Raw genomic sequence first — 19,723 nt, 5'->3', positions numbered from 1 at the left:
TTTACGCCGCGACTTCCTGGGCCGCCCATTTGCGCAGGATCTGCGCTGTGCGCTCCTCGTTGAGATCGACCATGCGGGCAAGCCGCTCCTGTGGTGCCGGCCTGATCTTCTGGCGAAGATCATCGAGCGGATTGGTGCCAGGCCGCGAGCCGGGCAAGGCGCCGATGGCGGCGCCCGCATCGGCGGAAGCAGCCGCCTCAGGTGTCGGCAGCGACCGCTGGACTTCGTCGAAGTTCGGGCCCGACAAAGCGGGCGTTGCTCTTGCCGTCAGCGCGGCCGCCATCGGCCGCAGGCCGAAGAAGGCCACCAGGAACACCACGACGATGAAGGCGCCGGCGTTGATCAGCGTGCCGGCGTGCTGGCCGATGGAATCCAGCATTCCAGCCTGCGGGATCGCTTCGCCGTCCAGCCCGTCGATGAACTCGACCGCCGAGACGTCGATGACGTCGCCACGCTTGTCGTCGAGGCCGGTGGCCGACGTCACCATTTTCTGGATCTCGGCGACGCGCTTGGCGATCTGCTCCGGTGTCGCGTCCTTGCCCAGGATCGTCTTCAGCCTGTCCTGGTTGACGACGACCGCGATCGACATCTTGGTGACGGTGTAGCCGTTGGAGACGGTGGCGATCTTCTTGGAGTTGATCTCGTAATTGGTGATCTCTTCCTTGCGGTCGTTCGCCGAGGTGGTTTGCGGACCCTCGGTGCTGGTCGCCTGGGTCTCCGGCAGGTTCTGTTCGACGCTGGCCGGGGTCGAGGCCTGCTTCTGGTTGCTGTTCTCATTGGCGCGCACCGACTGCACCGAGCGCTCGACACGCGAATTCGGATCGAAGATCGTCTCTTCGGTCTGGCGGGTGTCGGTGTTGACCTCGGCCTTGACGCTGGCGCGGAAATTGTCAGGCCCGAGATAGGGGGTGAGCGCGCGGCGGATGTTGTCGCCGATCTGCGCCTCCACGGTCTGCTCGACGCCGAGCGTGCGGGCCGCGCTGGTGTTGGACGGATCATCGCCGGCGGCGAGCAGGTTGCCGTTGGAATCGAGCACCGTCACCTTGTCGGCCGACAGGCCAGGCACGGCGGCGGCGACGAGATGGCGGATCGATTGGGCGCTTTTCTCGGCGTCGATGCCGGCATAGCGGATGACGACCGATGCCGAGGGCTGCTGTTCGTCGCGGCGGAAATTGGCGCGCTCGGACATGACGATGTGGACGCGTGCCGCCTTGATGCCCGATATGGACTGGATGGTGCGGGCGATCTCGCCTTCGAGCGCACGCACGCGGGTGATCTGCTGCATGAACGAGGTCAGGCCCATCGCGCCGACATTGTCGAACAGCTCGTAGCCGGCATTGGCGCTGGTCGGCAGACCCTTTTCGGCAAGCAGCATGCGCGCCTGCGCCGTTGTGCCGGCCGGCACCAGAACCGAGGTTCCGTCGGAGCCGACATCGAAGCCGATGCCGGCCTCACCCAGCACCAGGCCGATCTGGTTCACATCGGCTCGGTCGAGCCCGACGTAGAGCGTGTCGTAGGCCGGGCGGTTGAGGTAGACCGAGGCGATGCCGATGACGCCCATCACCAGAACGGCGATGCCCGCCAGCATGGCGAGGCGCTTCACACCAAAACCGCGGAGATTCGAGATGATGCTCTGGATCTGTTCCGGCACGATAGAGCGACTCCCAGCATGATTGTCCGCCGGAACACTAGCCTTCGAAGCTTGTGCGAAAATGAAATCGGGCCGCGCTTGCGGCGCGGCCCGTGAATTGGAGGGAGCAGTATCCGTCGGCTACGGCTGGATCAGCCGTTCTTGAACAGCGACAGGATCGACTGCGAGGAGCTGTTGGCGATCGACAGCGCCTGGATGCCGAGCTGCTGCTGGACCTGCAGGGCCTGCAGGCGGGTCGATTCCTTGTTCATGTCGGCATCGACGAGCTGGCCGACACCGCGGTCGATGGAGTCCATCAGGCTCTGCGTGAAGGTCTTCTGCAGGTCGATGGAGCTCTTGGCGGCGCCCAGGATGGTGGCCTGGTCGGTCAGCTGGCTCATGACCTTGTCGATCTTGCCGATCATCTGGGTGATGATGTCGTCAGTCACGCCTGCTGCCGTGATGTCGAGATTGAAGGCGGAAACGTTGTCGATCCTGGGGACCACCGCGCCCGCGGCCGTCTGGCCAGCCGTGTTGGCGGCGATGTCCGTGCCACCGCCGGCGATCGCAGCCGCATAGGCTGTGTCGTAAAGGTTCTGGGCGGCCGCTGTCGCGTATACGGAAGTCTTGCGGTCGAGCGTGCCCTGGTTCTTGACGGCGGTGGAAAGACCGTTGTCGAACAGTTTCGTGCTCTCGACATTGATGTCGATCGTTCCGAGCGAGATGGCGCCAGAGGAGGAGCGATTGAAGGACGCGACGATCTTGGCGTTGGCTTGGACGCCGTCATTGGGGGCAGCGACCTGCGTTGACGTCACCGAAAGGTAGTTCGAGCCCGAGAAGGTGGCGGCATCGGCAAAGGACTTCATCTGCGCCTGAAGCGTGGTGATTTCCGTCTGCGTCTTTGCCTTGGCCGCGGCCGTCTGGCCGATGGTGGAGAGCAGCTTGGTCTTGAGCTGGCCGATCGACGTCAGAACATTGTTCATGCCGGTATAGGCGGTGTCGACTTTCGAGGCGCCGAGGCCGAGCGCATCCTGCACCGTCGAGAGCGCCTGGTTGTCCGAGCGCATCGTCGTGGCGATCGACCAGTAGGCGGCGTTGTCGGAAGCCTCGGAGACCCTGTAGCCCGTCGAGATTCGCGACTGTGTATGCTCAAGCGATTTGTTGGTGGCGTTGAGGCTTTGAAGTGCAGTCAACGCCGCAGCGTTTGTCATGATGCTCGCCAAGAACTCGCTCCTTTTCCCAGGCCGGTCTTTCTCAAAAGCCGGCATTGCCCTAGCGAGCCGCTGGCCCGCCCATCGATTGCCGTCGCCCCGACCGGGCCGATTCGCCAATCCGTTGTAAGCTATGGTTAACCATGACTAGCGCGTTATGGTTAACGGCCTGTTAAAGGCTCGCTTTCGAGGGTTAAGAAACGAGGGTTGCGCGGGGCTGGAGCAAACGCAAAACGGGCCGCGCTTTTGGCGCGGCCCGTTTTCTTGATTGGTCGGTCTGGGGCGATCAGCCGCGGAAGAGCGACAGGATCGACTGCGACGAGCCGTTGGCGATCGACAGCGCCTGGACGCCGAGCTGCTGCTGGACCTGCAGCGCCTGGAGGCGGGTCGATTCCTTGTTCATGTCGGCATCGACGAGCTGGCCGACACCGCGGTCGATGGAGTCCATCAGGCTCTGCGTGAAGGTCTTCTGCAGGTCGATGGAGCTCTTGGCGGCGCCGAGCTTGGTGGCGGCGGTGGTCATGTCCTTGAGCGCGGCGTCGACGACAGTCATCATCTGCGAGATCTGAGCGTCGCTGGCGGCCGTGGTACCCGAGAAGATGGCCAGGCTAGCGACAGAATAGGTATCGCCGGCAGCGGGAGCAGCACCAAGGGTCGGGGCCTGTGCCGTGGTGGTTGCAGCGCCAGTGGTGCCGAGGCGGGCCGTGTCGAGGAGGCCCTTGGCGGTCGGCGCGGCGCCGGAGTCATAGAGCTTGATGCTTTCCACGTTGACGTCGATCGTCGAGAGCGAAACCGAGCCGGTGGAGCTGCGGTTGAAGGCCGAGACGATCTTGACGTCGGCGGCCGTGCCCGAAGCGGTGGAAACCGACAGCATGTTGGTGCCGGAGAAGGTGGCGGAGTCGGCGTAACCCTTCAGCTGCTGCTGAAGAGCGGCGATTTCGACCTGGGTCTTTTCCTTGGCGGCATCGGTCTGACCATAGGAGCCGGTCAGCTTCTGCTGGATCGCGTTGATGGTGGTGATCGCGCTGTTCATGCCGGTGTAGGCAGTGTCGACCTTCGAGGCGCCGAGGCCGAGCGAGTCCGAAACGGTGGACATGGCCTGGTTGTCGGAGCGCATCGTGGTGGCGATCGACCAATAGGCGGCGTTGTCCGAAGCCTGGGAGACGCGGTAGCCCGTCGAGATGCGGGCCTGGGTGGTGGAGAGGTTGTTCTGGGTGGCGTTAAGGCTCTGCAGCGCCGTCAATGCAGCGCTGTTCGTCATGATACTGGCCATGGCTACTCGTACCTTGTTTTTACAGGTGTTTTTTTGACATACCGGCTTTTCCGGTATGACGGAGCGGCATCATGCCAATGATCGTCGAGAGATCACCCGCCATCTGCGAGCGACTATGGCGGCGAGTTCCTACCAAAGGGCTAAATCGGACGGTTAATCGAAAATAATTCGAGAAAAATCGCCGATGTCCGGCGTACTGCCCGCTCCTGTCGGGCAGACGCGGCCTCGGGCCGGACGGCGGGGTCAGGTGAAGGAGCGCACCAGGCTGCCGACGAGCAGGTTCCAGCCGTCGATCAGGACAAAGAACAGGATCTTGAACGGCAGCGACACCACGGTGGGCGGCAGCATCATCATGCCCATCGCCATGGTGATGGTGGCGACGATCAGGTCGATGACCAGGAATGGCAGCACGATCAGGAAGCCGATCTCGAAGCCGCGGCGGATCTCGGAGATCATGAAGGCGGGAACCAGGATGCGCAGGTCGACCGTCTCTTTGGCAACGACCTGGCCGCGCTCGCGGGCGAGGTCGGCGAAAAGGTCGAAATCCTTGTCGCGCACATTGTGCAGCATGAAGGTGCGGAACGGATCCGAGATCTTCTCGAAGGCCTCTGTCTGGCTGATCTGGTTGTCCATCAACGGTTTGACGCCGGTGTTCCAGGCCTGATCGAAGGTCGGTGCCATGACATAGAAGGTCATGAACAGCGACAGCGAAATGAGAATGAGGTTCGCCGGCGTCGACTGCAGGCCGATGCCGGCGCGCAGGATCGAGAAGGCGATGACGAAACGGGTGAAACTCGTCACCATGATCAGCAGCCCGGGCGCCACCGACAGCACGGTCAGCAGGCCGAACATCTGGATGATGTAGCCGACGGTGGCGCCGTCGGCCTTGCCGATGCCGCCAAGGTCCAGCTGCTGCGCCGCCGCGACGGAGGTGGCGGCGCCGATCAACGCCGCGGCGAGAAGGAACTTCTTCATTCGAGCAGCAATGTCCTGATGAGAACCTGTTTGGCGTGCCCCTGGCTGCGGATCGAGGCGCGTTCCTCGATATCGGCTTTCAGGTGCTGGTAACCGCTAGCGCCCTCGATCTGATGCATCTTCACCGTACGCACGAAGGCCAGAAGGTCCTGATGGATGTCCTCCGTCATCGCCGGCGGCTGTGGCGCGTCGTAGACCACGGATACTTCCATCCTGATCCAAGTGTCGGCGGGTGAGGCGATGTTGGTGGTGATCGGCGCCAGCGCCACAAGCGTCGGCCCCGTGCCAGGCTGTTGCGCAGCATCGGGTTCGGCGACCTTGCCCTCATTTTCAGGTGCGACAGGCACCGATGAGGGTGCCCCGGCGCCCTTGAGATATCCGCCCGACATCCAGCCCATGCCGATGGCGGCGGCCGTCACCACCAGCAGCATGGCGCCTTGAACCACAAGCGATGGACCCTTGCGAGGCTGGAGTTGTTCGACATTGGCCACGGCGCTTTGTTCTCCAATCCCTAGAACGGAAGAACCTGATCGAGAACCTGCTGGCCGTAGGCCGGCTGCTGGATCTCGCTGATGCGGCCGCGCCCGCCGTAAGAAATGCGCGCTTCGGCTATGCGTTCGTAGGGGATCGTGTTCTCGGCGCCGATATCGGCCGGCCGCACGATGCCGGCGATGGTCAGCACCCTCAACTCGGCGTTGACGCGCACTTCTTGCGACCCCGTGATCATCAGATTGCCGTTCGGCAAGACGTCGGTGACGATCGCCGCGACATTGAGTTCAAGCGTTTCCGACCGTTTGATCTCACCATCGGCCGTCGTGTCCGTGGCGGAGTTGAGCGCGCCGGCACCCTTGCCGGCGGTGCTCCACTTGTCCCACTGCGCGCTGAGGTCGAAGCCGAGCTTGCGGTTGGCGGTGCGGCTCCTGTCGTTCTGGTTCTTGAAATTGGCGCGGTCGTTGATCTTGATCCGGACGGTCAGGATGTCACCCTGCGAGAGCGCCCGGGGATCGGTGAAGAGGCGGCTCTGGCGATCGTCCCACAGCGAGAACTTCTTCACCGGCGCCCGAGGTGGCTCGGGGTATTTGTAAAGGGCAGACGTGTTGCCGCCGTCAATGCCTGAGCCGACCGGCGACAGCGACGGCTCCTTGCCAACTTCCCTGAGGTTGGTGCCGCAGCCGGATAGCGCAGCGACCGCACATAGGATGAGCGTTCTGCGGATCATGACGGATCTACCCTTCGGGCTGCGCTGGCCATGATGCCGGTGAGCGTCGCCGCCGCCTTCTGGTCCATTTCGTTGAGAATGACGCCGGCCTTGCGTGAATCGAGCTTCATCAGGATGGCCGCGGCCAGGTCGGCGTTGACGATCGCCAGGCGTTCGGCCGCCGCATCGGGCTTCATGCCGGCATAGATCTTGACGACGCCGTCCTCGGCCCGTGCCAGGAACACTTCGCGCCGCTTCAGCCAGGTCTCGTATTCGGCCTTTTTCGCGTCCAGCGCTTTCATGCGCTCGTCGATGCCGGCCTGCAGCTGCTTCAGTTCCTCGGCCTGCAAGGCATAGCGGCGGTCGCGGGCGGCGTCGGCGATGTTGGAGCAGAAGCGCTCGATCTCGCTCTGATCCGGCGCCTTCTCCCGCGCCAATTGCTGCGGCGCCACCGGCGGCTGCGCTCCGGGCAGAACCTGGCGAACAACATCCTCGCCATGTGCGCCGCCACTGGCAACGGCCATGGCCGCGAGAGCCGCGGCCGCCAACAGGATGGCGCGGGAGGGGCGTCTTTCGTGGGATGGGTGGGAGGGGATCATCGGCATCGCCTATTGGAGAACCAGATCGGCTTGCAGGGCGCCGGCCGACTTGATGCCTTGCAGGATGGCAATGATGCCGTCCGGTTTGACGCCGAGGCGGTTGAGGCCGGATACGAGGGTTTGCAGGTCGGGTCCGTCGAGCACCGCCACGCGGGCATCGGGCCTGGTTGCGTCTATGGCGGTGAACGGCTCGACGGCGGTTTCGCCCTTGGAGAAGGGCTCGGGCTGCACGACGCGCGGCGCTTCGGTGATGCGCACCGTCAGCGTGCCGTGGCTGATGGCGACACGCGAGATCTTGACGTCGTTGCCGATGACGATGGTGCCCGTGCGCTCGTCGATGACGACGCGGGCCGGCGTATCGGATTCGACCACCAGGTTTTCGATCTCGGCATAGAAGCGCGCGGCCGAAACGCCCTTCGGCCTTCTGATCTGCACGGTGCGGGAATCGCGCTCGCCCGCCACGCGCATGCCGAAGCGCTGGCTGGTATAGTCGTTGATCGCGTCGGCGATGCGGATGGCGGTCGAAAAATCGGGATTGCGCAATTGCAGCGTCAGTGTCGACTGGTCGTCGAATTCGGCCTTCACCGAACGCTCGACGATGGCGCCGTTCGGCACCCGGCCGGCGGTCGGCACGCCTTGCGTCAATTGCTCGGCCTGGCCCTTGGCGGTGAAGCCGGAAACGATGACCGCGCCCTGGCCGACGGCGTAGATCTCACCATCCGCCGCCTTCAGCGGCGTCATGATCAGCGTGCCGCCGGCGAGCGAGGTGGCGTCACCCATCGAGGAGACGTCGATGTCGATGCGGGCGCCCGACTGCACATAGGGCGGCATATTGGCGGTGACGATGACGGCGGCGACGTTCTTGGCGCGCGCGCTGCCGCCTTCGGTGGCGATGCCGAGATTTTCCAGCATGGCGCGGATCGACTGCTCGGTGAACGGCGAATTGCGCAGGCTGTCGCCCGAGCCGGCGAGGCCGATGACCAGGCCGTAGCCGACCAGCTGATTGTCGCGCGAACTCTGCAGCTGAGCGATATCCTTGATGCGCGAGGCGACCTGTCCGGGCGGCAGCGAGCTTGGCCCGGGCGAAACGCGGAACATGCGGGTCGTGGTGGCCGGATCATATTCCGGATCGTCGTAGACGCCGCCGTTCTTGGCGGCGAGGTCGCGCTTGGCCTTGGGTGTCAAGCCGTCGGCCAGGGCCGGCTGCAGGCCGAGCGTGGCCGCGAGCAGAAGGGCAAGCAGGCGCATCATGAAGCGCTGACCTGGATGGTTCCGTCGGCCATCACCGTGCCGGAGAGGATCTTGCCGCTGTCGCTGTTGCGAACCTTGATGAGGTCGCCGGCCGAACCTGGCTGCAAGGTCACCGCGGTGGCTGTTATCGTCAGTCCGCCGGCGATGAAGAAAACCTGCACCGCGGCACCCTGTTCGACCAGCCAGGCCTCACGGATGGCGGCGGTCGGGATGTAGCGACCGGGCAGCAGAGTGCGCTTGGCGATCTTGCCCTGGAGCTCTTCGGCGTGGGTCGCCATCGCATCGGGCTTGTGCTTGCCGGCGATGAGCGTCACCTGTTTCAAGGCGGCAAGCTCGATGGTCTCGCCGGGATAGATGACGCGGTTGGGGATCAGCACGACCTCGCCGGCAGGCTGGTTGCTGGCGATCTGCGTTGCCGACGGATTGGCCGACTCCTGGGCGAAAGCCGGCACGCCGCCGGTCACCAGCGCGAGGATCAGCGCGGTGCGGTGGAATGCGGAGCAGGAGATCGGCATGGCCATCGTCCCTTACCTGATGTTCTTGGAGACGACCGAGGCCATGTCGTCGGCGGCCTGGATCACCTTGGAATTCATCTCATAGGCGCGCTGCGCCGAGATCAGCTCGGTGATTTCCTTGACCGGGTCGACGTTGGAGGCCTCGAGATAGCCCTGCTGGATGGTGGCGAAGCCGGGATCGCCGGGCACGCCGGCATTGGCCGGGCCGGAGGCCGTCGTTTCCTGGAACAGATTGTCGCCGAGCGGTGCCAGGCCCGCCTCGTTGGCGAAGTTGACGATCTGGAGCTGGCCGAGAGTCTGCAGGTTGGTCTGGCCGTCGATGCGGGCAAAGACCTGGCCGGTCTTGTTGACGATGACCTCGACCGCATCGGTCGGCACAGTAATGGCCGGAATGACATTGGCGCCATCCACTGTCACCAGCTGGCCGGTGGCGTTGGTGTTGAAGGCGCCGGCGCGGGTGTAGAGCGTGCCGCCATCGGCGCCCTCGATCTGGAACCAGCCTCTGCCGGTCAGCGCCATGTCGAAACTGTTGCCGGTGCTGGTCAGCTCGCCCTGGGTGTGCACGTTGCGCACCGCCGTCGTCTTGACGCCGAGACCGATCGAAACGCCTTCCGGCACCAGCGAGGCGTTGGAGCGGTTGGGTACGCCTTGCGTGCGGTCGACCTGGTAGAGCAGGTCGGAGAATTCGGCGCGCGCCCGCTTGTAGCCGGTGGTGTTGATGTTGGCGATGTTGTTGGCGATGACTTCCAGATTTGTCTGCTGGGCATTCATGCCGGTGGCGGCGATGGCGAGTGCTTTCATGACCTACTCCTCAAATACCCATGCGACTGACTTCGAGATAGGCCGAAACGACCTTGTCGCGGATGGCGACGGCGGTCTGAAGCGCCTGCTGGGCGCTCATCACGGCGTCGACGACCTGGCGGGTGTCGGCATCGCCCTTGAGCGCCTGGAGCGACACCTGTTCGGCATTCTGCAGCGTGTTGACGGTCTTGGAGGCTGCCTGGCTCACCGCTTCGGCGAACGAGGTGCCAAGGTTGCCCGATGTCGCCGGCGCGACACCGCCCTGAATCAGGTCGGTCGCCGTATCGCCCAGCCCGGGCTTCAGGTTGAGCGCGCCGATGCCGTTCACGATCATTGGTTCCTCATCAGGTCGATGGTCATTGAAATGAGGTCGCGCGCCTGCTTCACGACCTGCAGGTTGGCCTCGTAGGAGCGGTTGGCCTCGGTCATGTCGGCCATTTCGATCAGCACATTGACATTGGGCATCTTGACGTAGCCCTTTTCGTCGGCGGCCTCGTTGCCGGGCTGGAATTCGACGGGGAAGACACTCGGGTCGCGGTCGATCGAGTTCACTTCAACCGTCGAGGCGCCGGAAGCGCGGTCAAGCTCGGAGACGAAGCTGATGGTCTTGCGGCGATAGGGGTCGGCGCCGGGCGTGGTGCCGGTCGACTGGGCATTGGCGAGGTTTTCCGAAACCACGCGCAGGCGCTCGGACTGGGCGCCGAGGCCGGATGCTGCGACTTTCAGGGCTGCGGTCAGTGCGTCCATGGTCAGCTCTTCACCGCCATCATCATCATTGAGTGGAAGGCCTTGACGATCGCTGTGTTGAGCTCGAAGGAGCGGCGCACCTCGCCGGCCTTGAGAAGCTGGTCCTCAAGCACGACGGTGTTCTTGGACGGCATGATCACGCCGTCATCTTCCTGTGGCTTGACGGTGAAACCGGCATTGGTCGCCGCGCTGCCGAGATGGCCGGCCTCGGTGGTCTGCAGCGACACAGCCGTGCGGTCGAGCACCTTCTCGAAGGGCTCGACATCGTTTGCCGTGTAGCCCGGCGTGTTGGCGTTGGCGATGTTACCGGCGATCGCCGACTGGCGCACGGAAAGCCATTGCGCTTGCTTGGCGGCGAGATCGAAAAGGGAAACAGGCTCCATGGGAATCTCCGGGCATGTGCCCAAAGACTAGGCCGCCAGTCTTGCGCGGACCTTGCGGGCAGCCGCTACTTGGAAAGCTGGATCACCTGGTTGGTGCTGGTCAGCATGACCCATTTGCCGTTGCGTTGCTCGATCGACGAGACCGTGCTCGAGTCCGGCAGTACCGAGCCGCGCTGAACGATCCACAGGCCGGTGTCGTCCTCGATCATGGCACGGCCGTTGGCGACATGGACCATGCGAAATTTCGCGGCATCAGCCGGGAAGGGCTGGTCGCCGGGCGGTTGCGCCGGGGTGGCGTCATCCTGCACCGTTCCGGTGGCGAGCAGGTCGATGCTGGTGTTGGGAAGGTCCTTGGCCGTCAGCGGCGCGCTGCGCGAGGTCACCACGCCGCCACCCGCGCGTCCCGAATTGGTGCCGGTGCCGCCAAACTTGATCGCCTGAACGCCGAACTGCTCCTGGTTGAAGAAGATATACCAGGGAAACAGCGCACAGATCAGGCCGAGCGTGACGCCGAGCGCGGCGATGACGAAGTCGCTGCGCCGGTCCGCCTTCTTGCTCAACTTTGGAAATTGCGCCTTTGGCGGTTGCGGCCATTCGGTGACGGGAAACAGGCCGTCGATCAGCGATTCGCGGCTCGTCTGCGTCATCTCGGCAGCCTCGACGCGGGGAACCATAGGCATGACAGGCACGGCAGTCCGAGCCACAGGTGCGGATCGGGGCAGGGCTGGCTTGACGGCTCTGGCCAGAACAGCCGCGGTCTTGGCCGCGATGGCGCTGGCGGCCTTTGCCTTGGCGACCCTCTCCTCCTGGGCCCGAGCTTTTTCGGCGGCGTTCGCCTCGGCGATCATCTCGTTCAGGATGCGCTCGGTGTACTGGCGTTCAGTCTCCTGATTCGGCATTCAGCTTTCCCTTGAGATGGCGGGCGAGATCGGAGAACGGATCGGCTGACGGGCGGTCCCTGGGCGATTGCGTCAGCGCCTCGTAGATCAGCGGCACCTGGCGCACGGCGATGTCGAGCTCGGCGTCGGCGCCGCCCTGATAGGCGCCGAGCAGGCGGATGTCGCGCGTGTCCTCGAAGCGAGAGATCATCGATTTCAGCCGCGTCACCAAAGCGCGCTGTTCGACGCTCCAGGCCTTGCCGGCCAGGCGCGATATGGACGACAGCGGATTGACCGGCGGATAGCGGCCCTGTTCGGCGATCGCGCGGTCGAGCACGACATGGCCGTCGAGGATGCCGCGCACGGAATCGGCGACCGGATCATTGTGGTCGTCGCCGTCGACCAGCACGGAAATGATGGCGGTGATCGACCCCTTGCCTTCGGCCCCCGGCCCGGCGCGCTCGAGCAATTTGGGCAGTTCGGTGAAAACCGAGGCGGGATAGCCGCGGGCGACCGGCGGCTCGCCGGTTCCCGTCGCCACCTCGCGCAACGCATGGGCGAAGCGGGTGATCGAATCCAGCACCAGGAGCACGCGGTGGCCCTGGTCGCGAAAGTGCTCGGCGACGCGCATGGCGGTGTCGGGCGCGCGCCGGCGCATCATGGCGCTCTCGTCACTGGTCGCTACGACGGCCACGGTCTTCGCCATGCTGTCGCCGATCGTGTCCTCGAGGAATTCGCGGACTTCGCGGCCGCGTTCGCCGATCAGCGCCACGACGACGGTGTCGAATGCGTCGGCGCCGGCGAGCATGGCGAGCAGCGTCGACTTGCCGACGCCCGAACCCGCAAAGACGCCCATGCGCTGGCCGAAGCACAGCGGCGTGAAGATGTCGATGACCTTGACGCCGGTCATGAAGGCGGTGCCGACGCGCTGCCGCGCCATGGCGCCGGGCGTCGTGGCGCCGCCCGACAGGTCTTCGCCCCTGATCAGCGGGGGGCCGCCATCGATCGCCCGGGTCAGCGCATCGATGGTGCGCCCCCGCCATGAATTGTGCGGCCCAACCGCGAGCGGACCCCTGCGGAACACGGCGTCGCCGATACCGGCATCGGCGCTGCGTTCGAAGGGAGCGACGACGACCTCGTCGCGACTGATCTTGACGATCTCGCCGCGGCGCGAGCCGGCCTGGCCGCGCTGCTCGACCATGTCGCCCAGCCTGGCGAAATCGGAAAGGCCGCGCACCTTGTAGTGCGTCTGCGTGACTTCGGTGACGAGACCGCCACGCTTGACCAGCCCGTCGGTGTTGCTGAAACGCCTGATAACCCGTTCCAGTGCGGCGAGCCGATCATCGGGCGCCGGCTGCAGCTGCCTTTCGGGTGCACGGATGGAGGACCGGTCGAGCGACATGCTACGACTTCGAGCCGAGCGTCTTGATCGCCTCGTCGGAAGAGGACGCCGTCTGCCGCATCAGTGCGGCGGTGTTCTCGAAGGCGCGCTGGACCATGATCAGCCGGGTCATCTCCAGCACCGGATTGACGTTGGATTCTTCGACGAAACCTTGGGCGATACCGACATCGGAGCGGTCGGTGACCGGCTCGGGGGTGCGCGCCGGCACGATGCCGGAATTGCCGTAACGCACGAAATTCTCGCCCGGATCGAAATTGTAAAGGCCGATCGAGCCGACGAGCTGGTCGTTCTGGCGCAGCGAGCCGTCGGCGCCGGCCTTGGGCGGGCCGTTGCGGGGGTCGAGCTGGATCGGCGCGCCGCCGGCGTCGAGCACCGGATGGCCTTCGATCGACATCAGCTCGCCATTTTCGTTCATCGAGAAGCGGCCGTCGCGGGTCATGACGGTGCCGGCCGGTGTGTCTATGGCGAACCAGGCGTCGCCCTGGATGGCGAAATCGAACGGATTGCCGGTCTCGCTCAGGGACCCGTGGGCGCCCGACAGATAGGTCTTGCCCGACGAGGCGAAGGACACCGATTTCTGTCCGGTGCCCGACACCATATCCTCGAATTTCACGCCGGTGGCGCGAAAGCCGACGGTGTTGGCGTTGGCGACATTGTCGGCGATCGTGTCGAGCCGGCGCTCGAGTGCCATCTGTGCGGATAGGGCGACGTAGAGACTGTCCTGCATGATCAGAATTTCAACTTCTGCATGGCCATCATCAGATCGGTTGATATGCCCGCGGTGACCGGCTGGGCAAAGAGCACGCTGACTGACGTCACAGCCGTCGAGGTCGGATTGTTGATCTCGTACATGCTGGTGAAGCGGGTCAGGAACTTGCCGAGTTTCACGGGGTCGGTGAAATCCGAGATGTCGAGCTTCTGTTCGAAGAGCTGCGCCTGCTTGTCGATGTCGGCGGTGGCGAAGGAATCGGGAAGCCCCAGCGCGGTGCGCACGACGCTCGCAAGGGCGGTGTCGGCCAGCACATCGTACCAGCTGGTGATGTCGGGCGCCTTGCGCTGGAAATAGAGCGCCAGCCGCACGCCCGCATTGGTGTTGCCGGCATCCTCTTCAAGCGACTGGCGCATATACTTGTCGACGGTCGGCTGCTGTGCCGGAACGATGGTGGTGGCGTTCTCACCGTACTGCTCGAAGTTGAAGGCCGAGGCCAGTGCCGCGTAGGCCGGGTTCTTCTGCTTGTTGGCGACGCTGTTGGGATCGCGCACGCCACCCTGCAGGACCTGCTTGATCAGGGTCTTGTCCTCGGTCGCCGAGTCGAGACCGTATGCGGCCAGCGCGTAGGTGTAGAGCCGGCTGTTCGACATCAGGTCGTCGACGGACTTCACTTTGGTGATGTTGGCCAGGTAGTAGGTCGTCTCGCCCTTCACATAATCGGATTTCGGATCGAGGCCGGCGATCTGCGCCTGGATGGCGTAATTCTTCGTCACCAGTTGCTGCGCCTTGTTGTAGATCGTCGCATCGGCGCCATTGGCGGCGAAGTTGAAAGCGCTGACGAACTGGGCATAGCGCTTGTCGGTCAGCTTGTTGGCGAAACTGCTAGGATTGGTGACGCCTTCCTTGAGCGCCTTGACCATGAAAGCCTTGGCGTAGGCCATGTCCTCCAGCCCGTAGGCCTTCATGGCATATTTGAACAGCCGGTCATTGTTGACGAAATCGTCGATCGATTTCACCTTGGTGATGTTGGCGAGGTAATATTTGGTATCGCGATCGACCGTCGGCTGCTGCTCGATACGGTCGATCGACTTGTTGATGTCTTTGGTGATCAACTGGTAGCTGGTAAAGGTATTGAGCAACGTTATGCCTCCGGCCGAAGCTTAATGTCGCGACAATAACCTCACTTCCTTGCGCGAAACTGAATCGCCCGACATTCGGTTCCGTGACAGCCCGGATTCAAGCCTCACACAAGGCACGGGGACTATCCCTTGCATCTGTTGTGAAATGCGGAAGGACCTCTCGTGGGCATTCTGATTGGACTTGTGGTGACGCTCGGCTGCGTCCTTGGCGGCTTCATGGCCATGGGCGGGCATCTGCACGTGCTGGTCCAGCCCTGGGAAGCTGTGGTCATCTGTGGCGCCGCACTGGGGACATTCCTGGTCGCCAACCCGATGAAGACGGTCAAGGATACCGGCAAGGGCATTCTTGAAGCTTTCAAGCAGGCGGTGCCGAAAGAACAGGACTACCTGGAAACGCTCGGCGTGCTGCACAGCCTGATGCGCGAATTGCGCTCGAAGTCGCGCAGCGAGGTCGAGGCGCATATCGACAATCCGGAAGAATCAGCCATCTTCCAGGCTTTCCCGACGGTGCTCAAGAATCACGATCTGATGAATTTCATCTGCGACTACTGCCGCATCATCATCATCGGCAATGCCCGCTCGCACGAGATCGAGGCGCTGATGGATGAGGAGATCCAGACCATCCGGTCCGACAAGATGAAGGCCTATCACGCGCTGGTCGCGGTCGGCGACGGCCTGCCGGCGCTGGGCATCGTCGCCGCCGTGCTTGGCGTGGTCAAAGCGATGGGCGCACTCGACCAGTCGCCCGAAATCCTCGGCGGCCTGATCGGCGCCGCACTCGTCGGCACCTTCCTCGGCATCTTCCTGTCCTACGCCGTGGTCGGGCCTGTCGCCACCAAGATCAAGACGGTGCGCGAGAAGAAGAACCGCCTCTACATCATCGTCAAGCAGACGCTGCTTGCCTACATGAACGGTGCGCTGCCGCAGGTGGCGATCGAATTCGGCCGCAAGACCATCTCGTCCTATGAGCGGCCGACCATCGACGCCGTCGAGCAGAGCACGATGAACACCGGCAGCGCCGAGAAGAAGGCCGCTTGAGCGATGCACGACAGATCGGTGCCGACACGGCCATGACCAGCCCAGGCAGCCCCGCACAAGCGCGCTCGCTGATCATCGAGCGCCTGGTCGGCGACAGCGGCGAGGCCGCCCAGGTCATCGGTACTGGCCGCGGCATGGCCGAGCGCGCCGCGCCGCTGCTGCAAAAGAGCCTGACCAGTGAGCTTGGCGTTCCGGTCACCGTCGATCTCAGGGCCGTCGAGGTCAGCCGCGTCGCGGAGGCGCGCTCGCGTGCCGGCGATACGTTTGCCATGACTATCGTGGCATCATCCACGTCCTCCGATGCCATGACCCTGGTGATCGACGCGCCGGCGATAGCGATCATGGTCTGCACGCTGTTCGGCGGCGACCCGGAGACGCCGGCATCGCCGATCGAGCGCGATCTGTCGCAGATCGAGGTTGATGTCTCGACCATGCTGTTTCAGCAGGTCGCGCAGGCTCTGAACGGATCGGGGCGGCGTTCGCTCGACCTGCGTCTGCCCGTACCGCGCGCGATGTCGGGCACCGAAGCCAAGCGGCACGTTTTGCGAGATGGTGCGGCACTGCGCATCGTTCTTGGCATCTCGACGCCAGCCGACAGCGGCACTGTCACGGTGACGATGCCGCAGCGTATCGTGCTGGCCAGCCGCGACAGTGCCGCGAGCACCGCCGGGGACGACCACGGCCCGAGTTGGCGGGAGCGCTTCTCGGAAGAGGTGATGCGCTCGACGGTGGCGCTCGAAGCCACCATGCCGCTGGCGCGGCTGACGCTTGGCGACCTCGCCAGTCTCGAAGTGGGCCAGGTCATCGACTTCGACGAAACGGCGCAATCAAGGGCACGCCTCAGCGCGCGCGGCCAGACGCTGTTCGTATGCGAGTTCGGCAAACTGGGGCAGAATTACACCGTCCGAATCAGGCATCCTTTTGATGCCGGGCAGGATTTCATCGATGGGCTCATGCCGGCCAGTGCCGGGCGCGCCTGAGCTTTTGGAGACGATTCATGGCCAAGACCAAAGTGGAAGCAGAGATCGACCAGCCGGACGAGCAGCTCGATCGCGCCATCGAGGAATTGCGCGGGGTCCTGCATGAAGAGGAGCAGCGCCCCGACGCAGCGTTCAGGGCCGCCGCGGGCGCCAATTCGAACGTCATCATGAACATCCCCGTCGATGTGCAGATCATCCTCGGCAGCACCGAGATGGCGGTTGCCGACCTGATGGCCCTGCAGAAGGGTTCGACGGTGGCACTCAACCGCCGCATCGGCGAACCGGTCGACGTCGTGGTCAACGGCCGCAAGATCGCCCGCGGCGAGATCACGGTGCTGGAGAGCGACCCCTCGCGCTTCGGCATCAGGCTGACCGAGATCATCGCCGGCACGAAGGGCGCCTAAACATGGCTGGTGGGGCTTGCCGGTTGCAGCGGAGGCGAGAGGCAGCATGACGCCGCTGACGACCCTGACGCGCGCGCAGAAGGCGGCCGCCATATTGGTGGCGATGGGCAAGCCGTCCGCCAGCCGCCTGTTGAAATTCTTCAAGCAGGAAGAGCTGAAGGCGCTGATCGAGGGCGCCCGGCTGCTCAGGACCATTCCGCAAAGCGATCTCGAGCGCATCGTCGCCGAATTCGAGGCCGAGTTCACCGAGGGTGCCGGCCTGCTCGATTCCGCTGACAGGATGGACACCATCCTCAACGAGTCGCTGTCGCCCGAAGAGATGAGCGCCATCATGGGCAACAAGAAGCCGGAGGCGGCGCCTGAAGGGCCGCCGCCGATCTGGCCCGATCTCGAAAAGCTCGAACCCTCGCGGCTGGGCACCTTCCTCGCCGGCGAACATCCGCAGACGGCGGCGATGGTGCTGTCGAAGCTGGCGCCGCAGGCGGCGGCGAGCGTGCTTTTGACGCTGACGAAGCCGATGCGCGGCGAAATCATCAAGCGCATGGTGACGATGGCCAATGTTCCGGACGCCGCTGCCCGGATCGTCGAGAACCGGCTGCGCGCCAGCGTGCTGGCGGAAACCTCGACCAAGGACACGTCGGCCGGGCAGGCGCGCGTCGCCAGCGTGCTCAACGAGCTGGACAAGCCGCTGCTCGAGGAGGTCATGCAGGACCTGGAAGCCGCCGGCACACCCGACCTGGACGGTGTGCGGGCCCGCCTGTTTGCTTTCGACGATCTGCCGCTGCTCACCCAGAAGGCGCGCGTGCTTTTGTTCGATGGACTGTCGACCGAGCTTGTCACGCTGGCGCTGCGCGGCACGTCGGCCGCACTCGCCGAAGCGGTGCTGTCGGCGATCGGCGCGCGGTCTCGGCGCATGATCGAAGCCGAACTCGGACAGGGGTCGGAAGGGATTCCTCTCGCCGACATCATGACGGCGCGCAAGACCATCGTGACGACGACCATCCGCCTGTCGCGCGAGGGCGCATTCGAACTTCCCGCGACACAGAACGCCGCCTAAGGCATGTCCGACGCCGCCGACAAGGACTCCAAAACCGAAGAGGCGACGGAAAAGAAAGTCCGCGACACGATCGAACAGGGCAAGCTGCCCCATTCGAGGGAAACCGCGATCCTCGCCTCCTTCGTCGCCATACTGGTGTTCACCGTCTTCTATGCCAAGGACGCGGTCATCAACCTCGGCATGTTCCTGTCGATGTTCCTCGAGAAGCCCGAGGCCTGGCCGATGAACACCGAGACCGATGTCATTGATCTCTACAAGATCGTCATGCTGGAAGTGGGCCGCGCCGTCGTCAGCCTGCTGGTGCTTTTGACCGTCGCCGGCATCGGCGCCTCGGTGCTCCAGAATATGCCGCAATTCGTCGGCGAGCGGATCAGGCCACAGCTTTCGCGCATTTCGATCACCAAGGGCTGGAACCGGATGTTCGGTGCCCAGGGCTGGGTCGAGTTCCTGAAATCCTTGGCAAAGGTCGGCTTCGCCATTGCCGTGCTCACCTTCACGCTGTCGGAGGATCACAGCAAGCTGCTTGCCGGCATGATCACCAATCCGGTCGCTTTCGGCCTCGTCATCCGCGGCATCGCGGTCGACATATTGGTGGCGATTGTCTTCGTCATGGGGCTGATCGCGGCGATCGACATTGTCTGGTCGCGCTTCCACTGGAAGCAGGACCTGCGCATGACCAAGCAGGAGGTGAAGGACGAGTTCAAGCAGTCCGAGGGCGACCCGATCGTCAAGTCGCGGCTGCGCTCGCTGGCACGCGACCGCGCGCGCAAGCGGATGATGACGGCTGTGCCGCGCGCGACGCTGATCATCGCCAACCCGACCCACTTCTCGATTGCGTTGAAATATGTGCGCGACGAGGATTCGGCGCCGCTCGTGGTGGCCAAGGGGCAGGATCTGGTGGCGTTGAAAATCCGCGAGATCGCGAAGGAGCACAACATTCCGATCTTCGAGGACGTGGCGCTCGCCCGCTCCATGTACAAGCAAGTTTCGGTCGATAATGTGATCCCGTCGCAATTCTACCAGGCCGTCGCCGAACTGGTGCGGATCGTCTACTCGAAAAAGGCTGAGCGCAGACAGATTTCATGAACCGCCAACCACACGCAAAATCCCGCGAGATCATCGTCGCCAGCGCCATCGAGCAGGTGGTTGGCGAACTGAGATTGATCGATGTCGCCGACTACATCGCCTTCATCCGGCTTGAGCATTTCGCTTGCCTATCGGATCTGGTCGATTCAGCGGTGGAGCTGTTCTTCATGCCGGGCACGCTCAAACTCGGCCATGGCGGCGAGGCGCATGTCGACTGGAGCGGCACTCCGCGCATCGTGCTCGACCTCGAGCTCAGGCCACCCGGGGTGACCGTCTATTTTCAGCTGACGCTGAGCGAGGCCGGCAATTCGGTCGCGGTCAATTACGTGTCGTTCGAAAAGCCCGGCGAGGACCCCGAGCACAATACGGCGCTGCTGGAGGCGGTGATCGAACAGGCCCGGATCCGCAAGGTCGAGCCTATGGCCTTTTGAACGCCCTGTCAGG

23 protein-coding genes are annotated in these 19,723 nt (G+C 64.0%); 6 read left to right on the top strand and 17 right to left on the bottom strand.

Annotated features, from left to right (window positions below):
• Nucleotide 1 precedes the first annotated feature (1 nt).
• From fliF to MAFF_RS12465, 17 genes are all read right to left on the bottom strand, one after another.
• Complete coding sequence (fliF, locus tag MAFF_RS12545) at nucleotides 2–1,651, bottom strand: flagellar basal-body MS-ring/collar protein FliF (protein ID WP_010911285.1); 1,650 nt, start codon at nucleotides 1,649–1,651, stop codon at nucleotides 2–4.
• A gap of 131 nt (nucleotides 1,652–1,782) precedes the next feature.
• Complete coding sequence (locus MAFF_RS12540; RefSeq protein ID WP_010911284.1) at nucleotides 1,783–2,853, bottom strand: flagellin; 1,071 nt, start codon at nucleotides 2,851–2,853, stop codon at nucleotides 1,783–1,785.
• Nucleotides 2,854–3,127: 274 nt separating this feature from the next.
• Nucleotides 3,128–4,114 (bottom strand): flagellin, encoded by a 987-nt coding sequence (locus MAFF_RS12535; RefSeq protein WP_010911283.1) that lies wholly within the window; start codon nucleotides 4,112–4,114, stop codon nucleotides 3,128–3,130.
• A gap of 243 nt (nucleotides 4,115–4,357) precedes the next feature.
• Entirely contained in the window at nucleotides 4,358–5,089 is a 732-nt protein-coding gene (gene fliP / locus MAFF_RS12530) for a flagellar type III secretion system pore protein FliP (protein WP_010911282.1), read from the bottom strand.
• Nucleotides 5,086–5,580, bottom strand: coding sequence for a flagellar basal body-associated FliL family protein (locus tag MAFF_RS12525; RefSeq protein WP_010911281.1), 495 nt, complete (start codon nucleotides 5,578–5,580; stop codon nucleotides 5,086–5,088). Before MAFF_RS12525 ends, fliP begins: the two co-directional genes overlap by 4 nt.
• A gap of 20 nt (nucleotides 5,581–5,600) precedes the next feature.
• Nucleotides 5,601–6,308 carry a flagellar basal body L-ring protein FlgH gene (gene flgH / locus MAFF_RS12520; RefSeq protein ID WP_010911280.1) on the bottom strand — a complete coding sequence of 236 codons (708 nt, stop codon included), beginning with the start codon at nucleotides 6,306–6,308 and terminating at the stop codon, nucleotides 5,601–5,603.
• Nucleotides 6,305–6,892, bottom strand: coding sequence for a MotE family protein (locus MAFF_RS12515; RefSeq protein WP_044548295.1), 588 nt, complete (start codon nucleotides 6,890–6,892; stop codon nucleotides 6,305–6,307). The genes flgH and MAFF_RS12515 overlap by 4 nt, the downstream gene beginning before the upstream one ends.
• A 3-nt stretch (nucleotides 6,893–6,895) precedes the next feature.
• The gene (locus MAFF_RS12510) at nucleotides 6,896–8,137 is read right to left on the bottom strand and encodes a flagellar basal body P-ring protein FlgI (protein WP_032931517.1); all 1,242 of its coding nucleotides are present in this window, start codon (nucleotides 8,135–8,137) and stop codon (nucleotides 6,896–6,898) included.
• A complete protein-coding gene (gene flgA / locus MAFF_RS12505; RefSeq protein WP_010911277.1) occupies nucleotides 8,134–8,658 on the bottom strand; it encodes a flagellar basal body P-ring formation chaperone FlgA in 525 nt (174 codons plus the stop codon). The genes MAFF_RS12510 and flgA overlap by 4 nt, the downstream gene beginning before the upstream one ends.
• A 6-nt stretch (nucleotides 8,659–8,664) precedes the next feature.
• The gene (gene flgG, locus MAFF_RS12500) at nucleotides 8,665–9,453 is read right to left on the bottom strand and encodes a flagellar basal-body rod protein FlgG (RefSeq protein WP_010911276.1); all 789 of its coding nucleotides are present in this window, start codon (nucleotides 9,451–9,453) and stop codon (nucleotides 8,665–8,667) included.
• Between the two features lie 10 nt (nucleotides 9,454–9,463).
• Complete coding sequence (locus tag MAFF_RS12495) at nucleotides 9,464–9,787, bottom strand: flagellar hook-basal body complex protein FliE (protein ID WP_010911275.1); 324 nt, start codon at nucleotides 9,785–9,787, stop codon at nucleotides 9,464–9,466.
• On the bottom strand, nucleotides 9,784–10,200 hold the full coding sequence (flgC, locus tag MAFF_RS12490; RefSeq protein WP_010911274.1) for a flagellar basal body rod protein FlgC: 417 nt from the start codon (nucleotides 10,198–10,200) through the stop codon (nucleotides 9,784–9,786). The genes MAFF_RS12495 and flgC overlap by 4 nt, the downstream gene beginning before the upstream one ends.
• A 2-nt stretch (nucleotides 10,201–10,202) precedes the next feature.
• Complete coding sequence (gene flgB / locus MAFF_RS12485; RefSeq protein ID WP_010911273.1) at nucleotides 10,203–10,583, bottom strand: flagellar basal body rod protein FlgB; 381 nt, start codon at nucleotides 10,581–10,583, stop codon at nucleotides 10,203–10,205.
• Between the two features lie 65 nt (nucleotides 10,584–10,648).
• Complete coding sequence (locus MAFF_RS12480) at nucleotides 10,649–11,482, bottom strand: hypothetical protein (RefSeq protein WP_010911272.1); 834 nt, start codon at nucleotides 11,480–11,482, stop codon at nucleotides 10,649–10,651.
• Complete coding sequence (fliI, locus tag MAFF_RS12475) at nucleotides 11,463–12,863, bottom strand: flagellar protein export ATPase FliI (protein WP_010911271.1); 1,401 nt, start codon at nucleotides 12,861–12,863, stop codon at nucleotides 11,463–11,465. The genes MAFF_RS12480 and fliI overlap by 20 nt, the downstream gene beginning before the upstream one ends.
• Before the next feature lies 1 nt (nucleotide 12,864).
• Nucleotides 12,865–13,590, bottom strand: coding sequence for a flagellar basal-body rod protein FlgF (flgF, locus tag MAFF_RS12470; RefSeq protein WP_010911270.1), 726 nt, complete (start codon nucleotides 13,588–13,590; stop codon nucleotides 12,865–12,867).
• A gap of 2 nt (nucleotides 13,591–13,592) precedes the next feature.
• A complete protein-coding gene (locus MAFF_RS12465; protein WP_044548294.1) occupies nucleotides 13,593–14,714 on the bottom strand; it encodes a DUF1217 domain-containing protein in 1,122 nt (373 codons plus the stop codon).
• 162 nt (nucleotides 14,715–14,876) lie between these two features.
• Here MAFF_RS12465 and motA point away from each other — a divergent pair, with 162 nt between their 5' ends.
• From motA to MAFF_RS12435, 6 genes are read left to right on the top strand one after another with little or no spacing between them, the layout of a single operon-like run.
• Nucleotides 14,877–15,752, top strand: coding sequence for a flagellar motor stator protein MotA (gene motA, locus MAFF_RS12460; protein ID WP_010911268.1), 876 nt, complete (start codon nucleotides 14,877–14,879; stop codon nucleotides 15,750–15,752).
• 32 nt (nucleotides 15,753–15,784) lie between these two features.
• Nucleotides 15,785–16,732 carry a FliM/FliN family flagellar motor switch protein gene (locus tag MAFF_RS12455; RefSeq protein ID WP_010911267.1) on the top strand — a complete coding sequence of 316 codons (948 nt, stop codon included), beginning with the start codon at nucleotides 15,785–15,787 and terminating at the stop codon, nucleotides 16,730–16,732.
• 17 nt (nucleotides 16,733–16,749) lie between these two features.
• Nucleotides 16,750–17,136, top strand: a complete 387-nt coding sequence (fliN, locus tag MAFF_RS12450) for a flagellar motor switch protein FliN (RefSeq protein WP_010911266.1) — start codon at nucleotides 16,750–16,752, stop codon at nucleotides 17,134–17,136.
• A gap of 46 nt (nucleotides 17,137–17,182) precedes the next feature.
• Nucleotides 17,183–18,193 (top strand): flagellar motor switch protein FliG, encoded by a 1,011-nt coding sequence (locus MAFF_RS12445; protein WP_010911265.1) that lies wholly within the window; start codon nucleotides 17,183–17,185, stop codon nucleotides 18,191–18,193.
• A gap of 3 nt (nucleotides 18,194–18,196) precedes the next feature.
• Nucleotides 18,197–19,279, top strand: coding sequence for a flagellar biosynthesis protein FlhB (gene flhB / locus MAFF_RS12440; RefSeq protein WP_010911264.1), 1,083 nt, complete (start codon nucleotides 18,197–18,199; stop codon nucleotides 19,277–19,279).
• Complete coding sequence (locus tag MAFF_RS12435) at nucleotides 19,276–19,710, top strand: hypothetical protein (protein ID WP_010911263.1); 435 nt, start codon at nucleotides 19,276–19,278, stop codon at nucleotides 19,708–19,710. The genes flhB and MAFF_RS12435 overlap by 4 nt, the downstream gene beginning before the upstream one ends.
• Nucleotides 19,711–19,723 lie beyond the last annotated feature (13 nt).

The organism is Mesorhizobium japonicum MAFF 303099 (assembly GCF_000009625.1).
GTDB lineage: Bacteria > Pseudomonadota > Alphaproteobacteria > Rhizobiales > Rhizobiaceae > Mesorhizobium > Mesorhizobium japonicum.
This window is presented reverse-complemented; position numbering and strand designations above follow the sequence as displayed.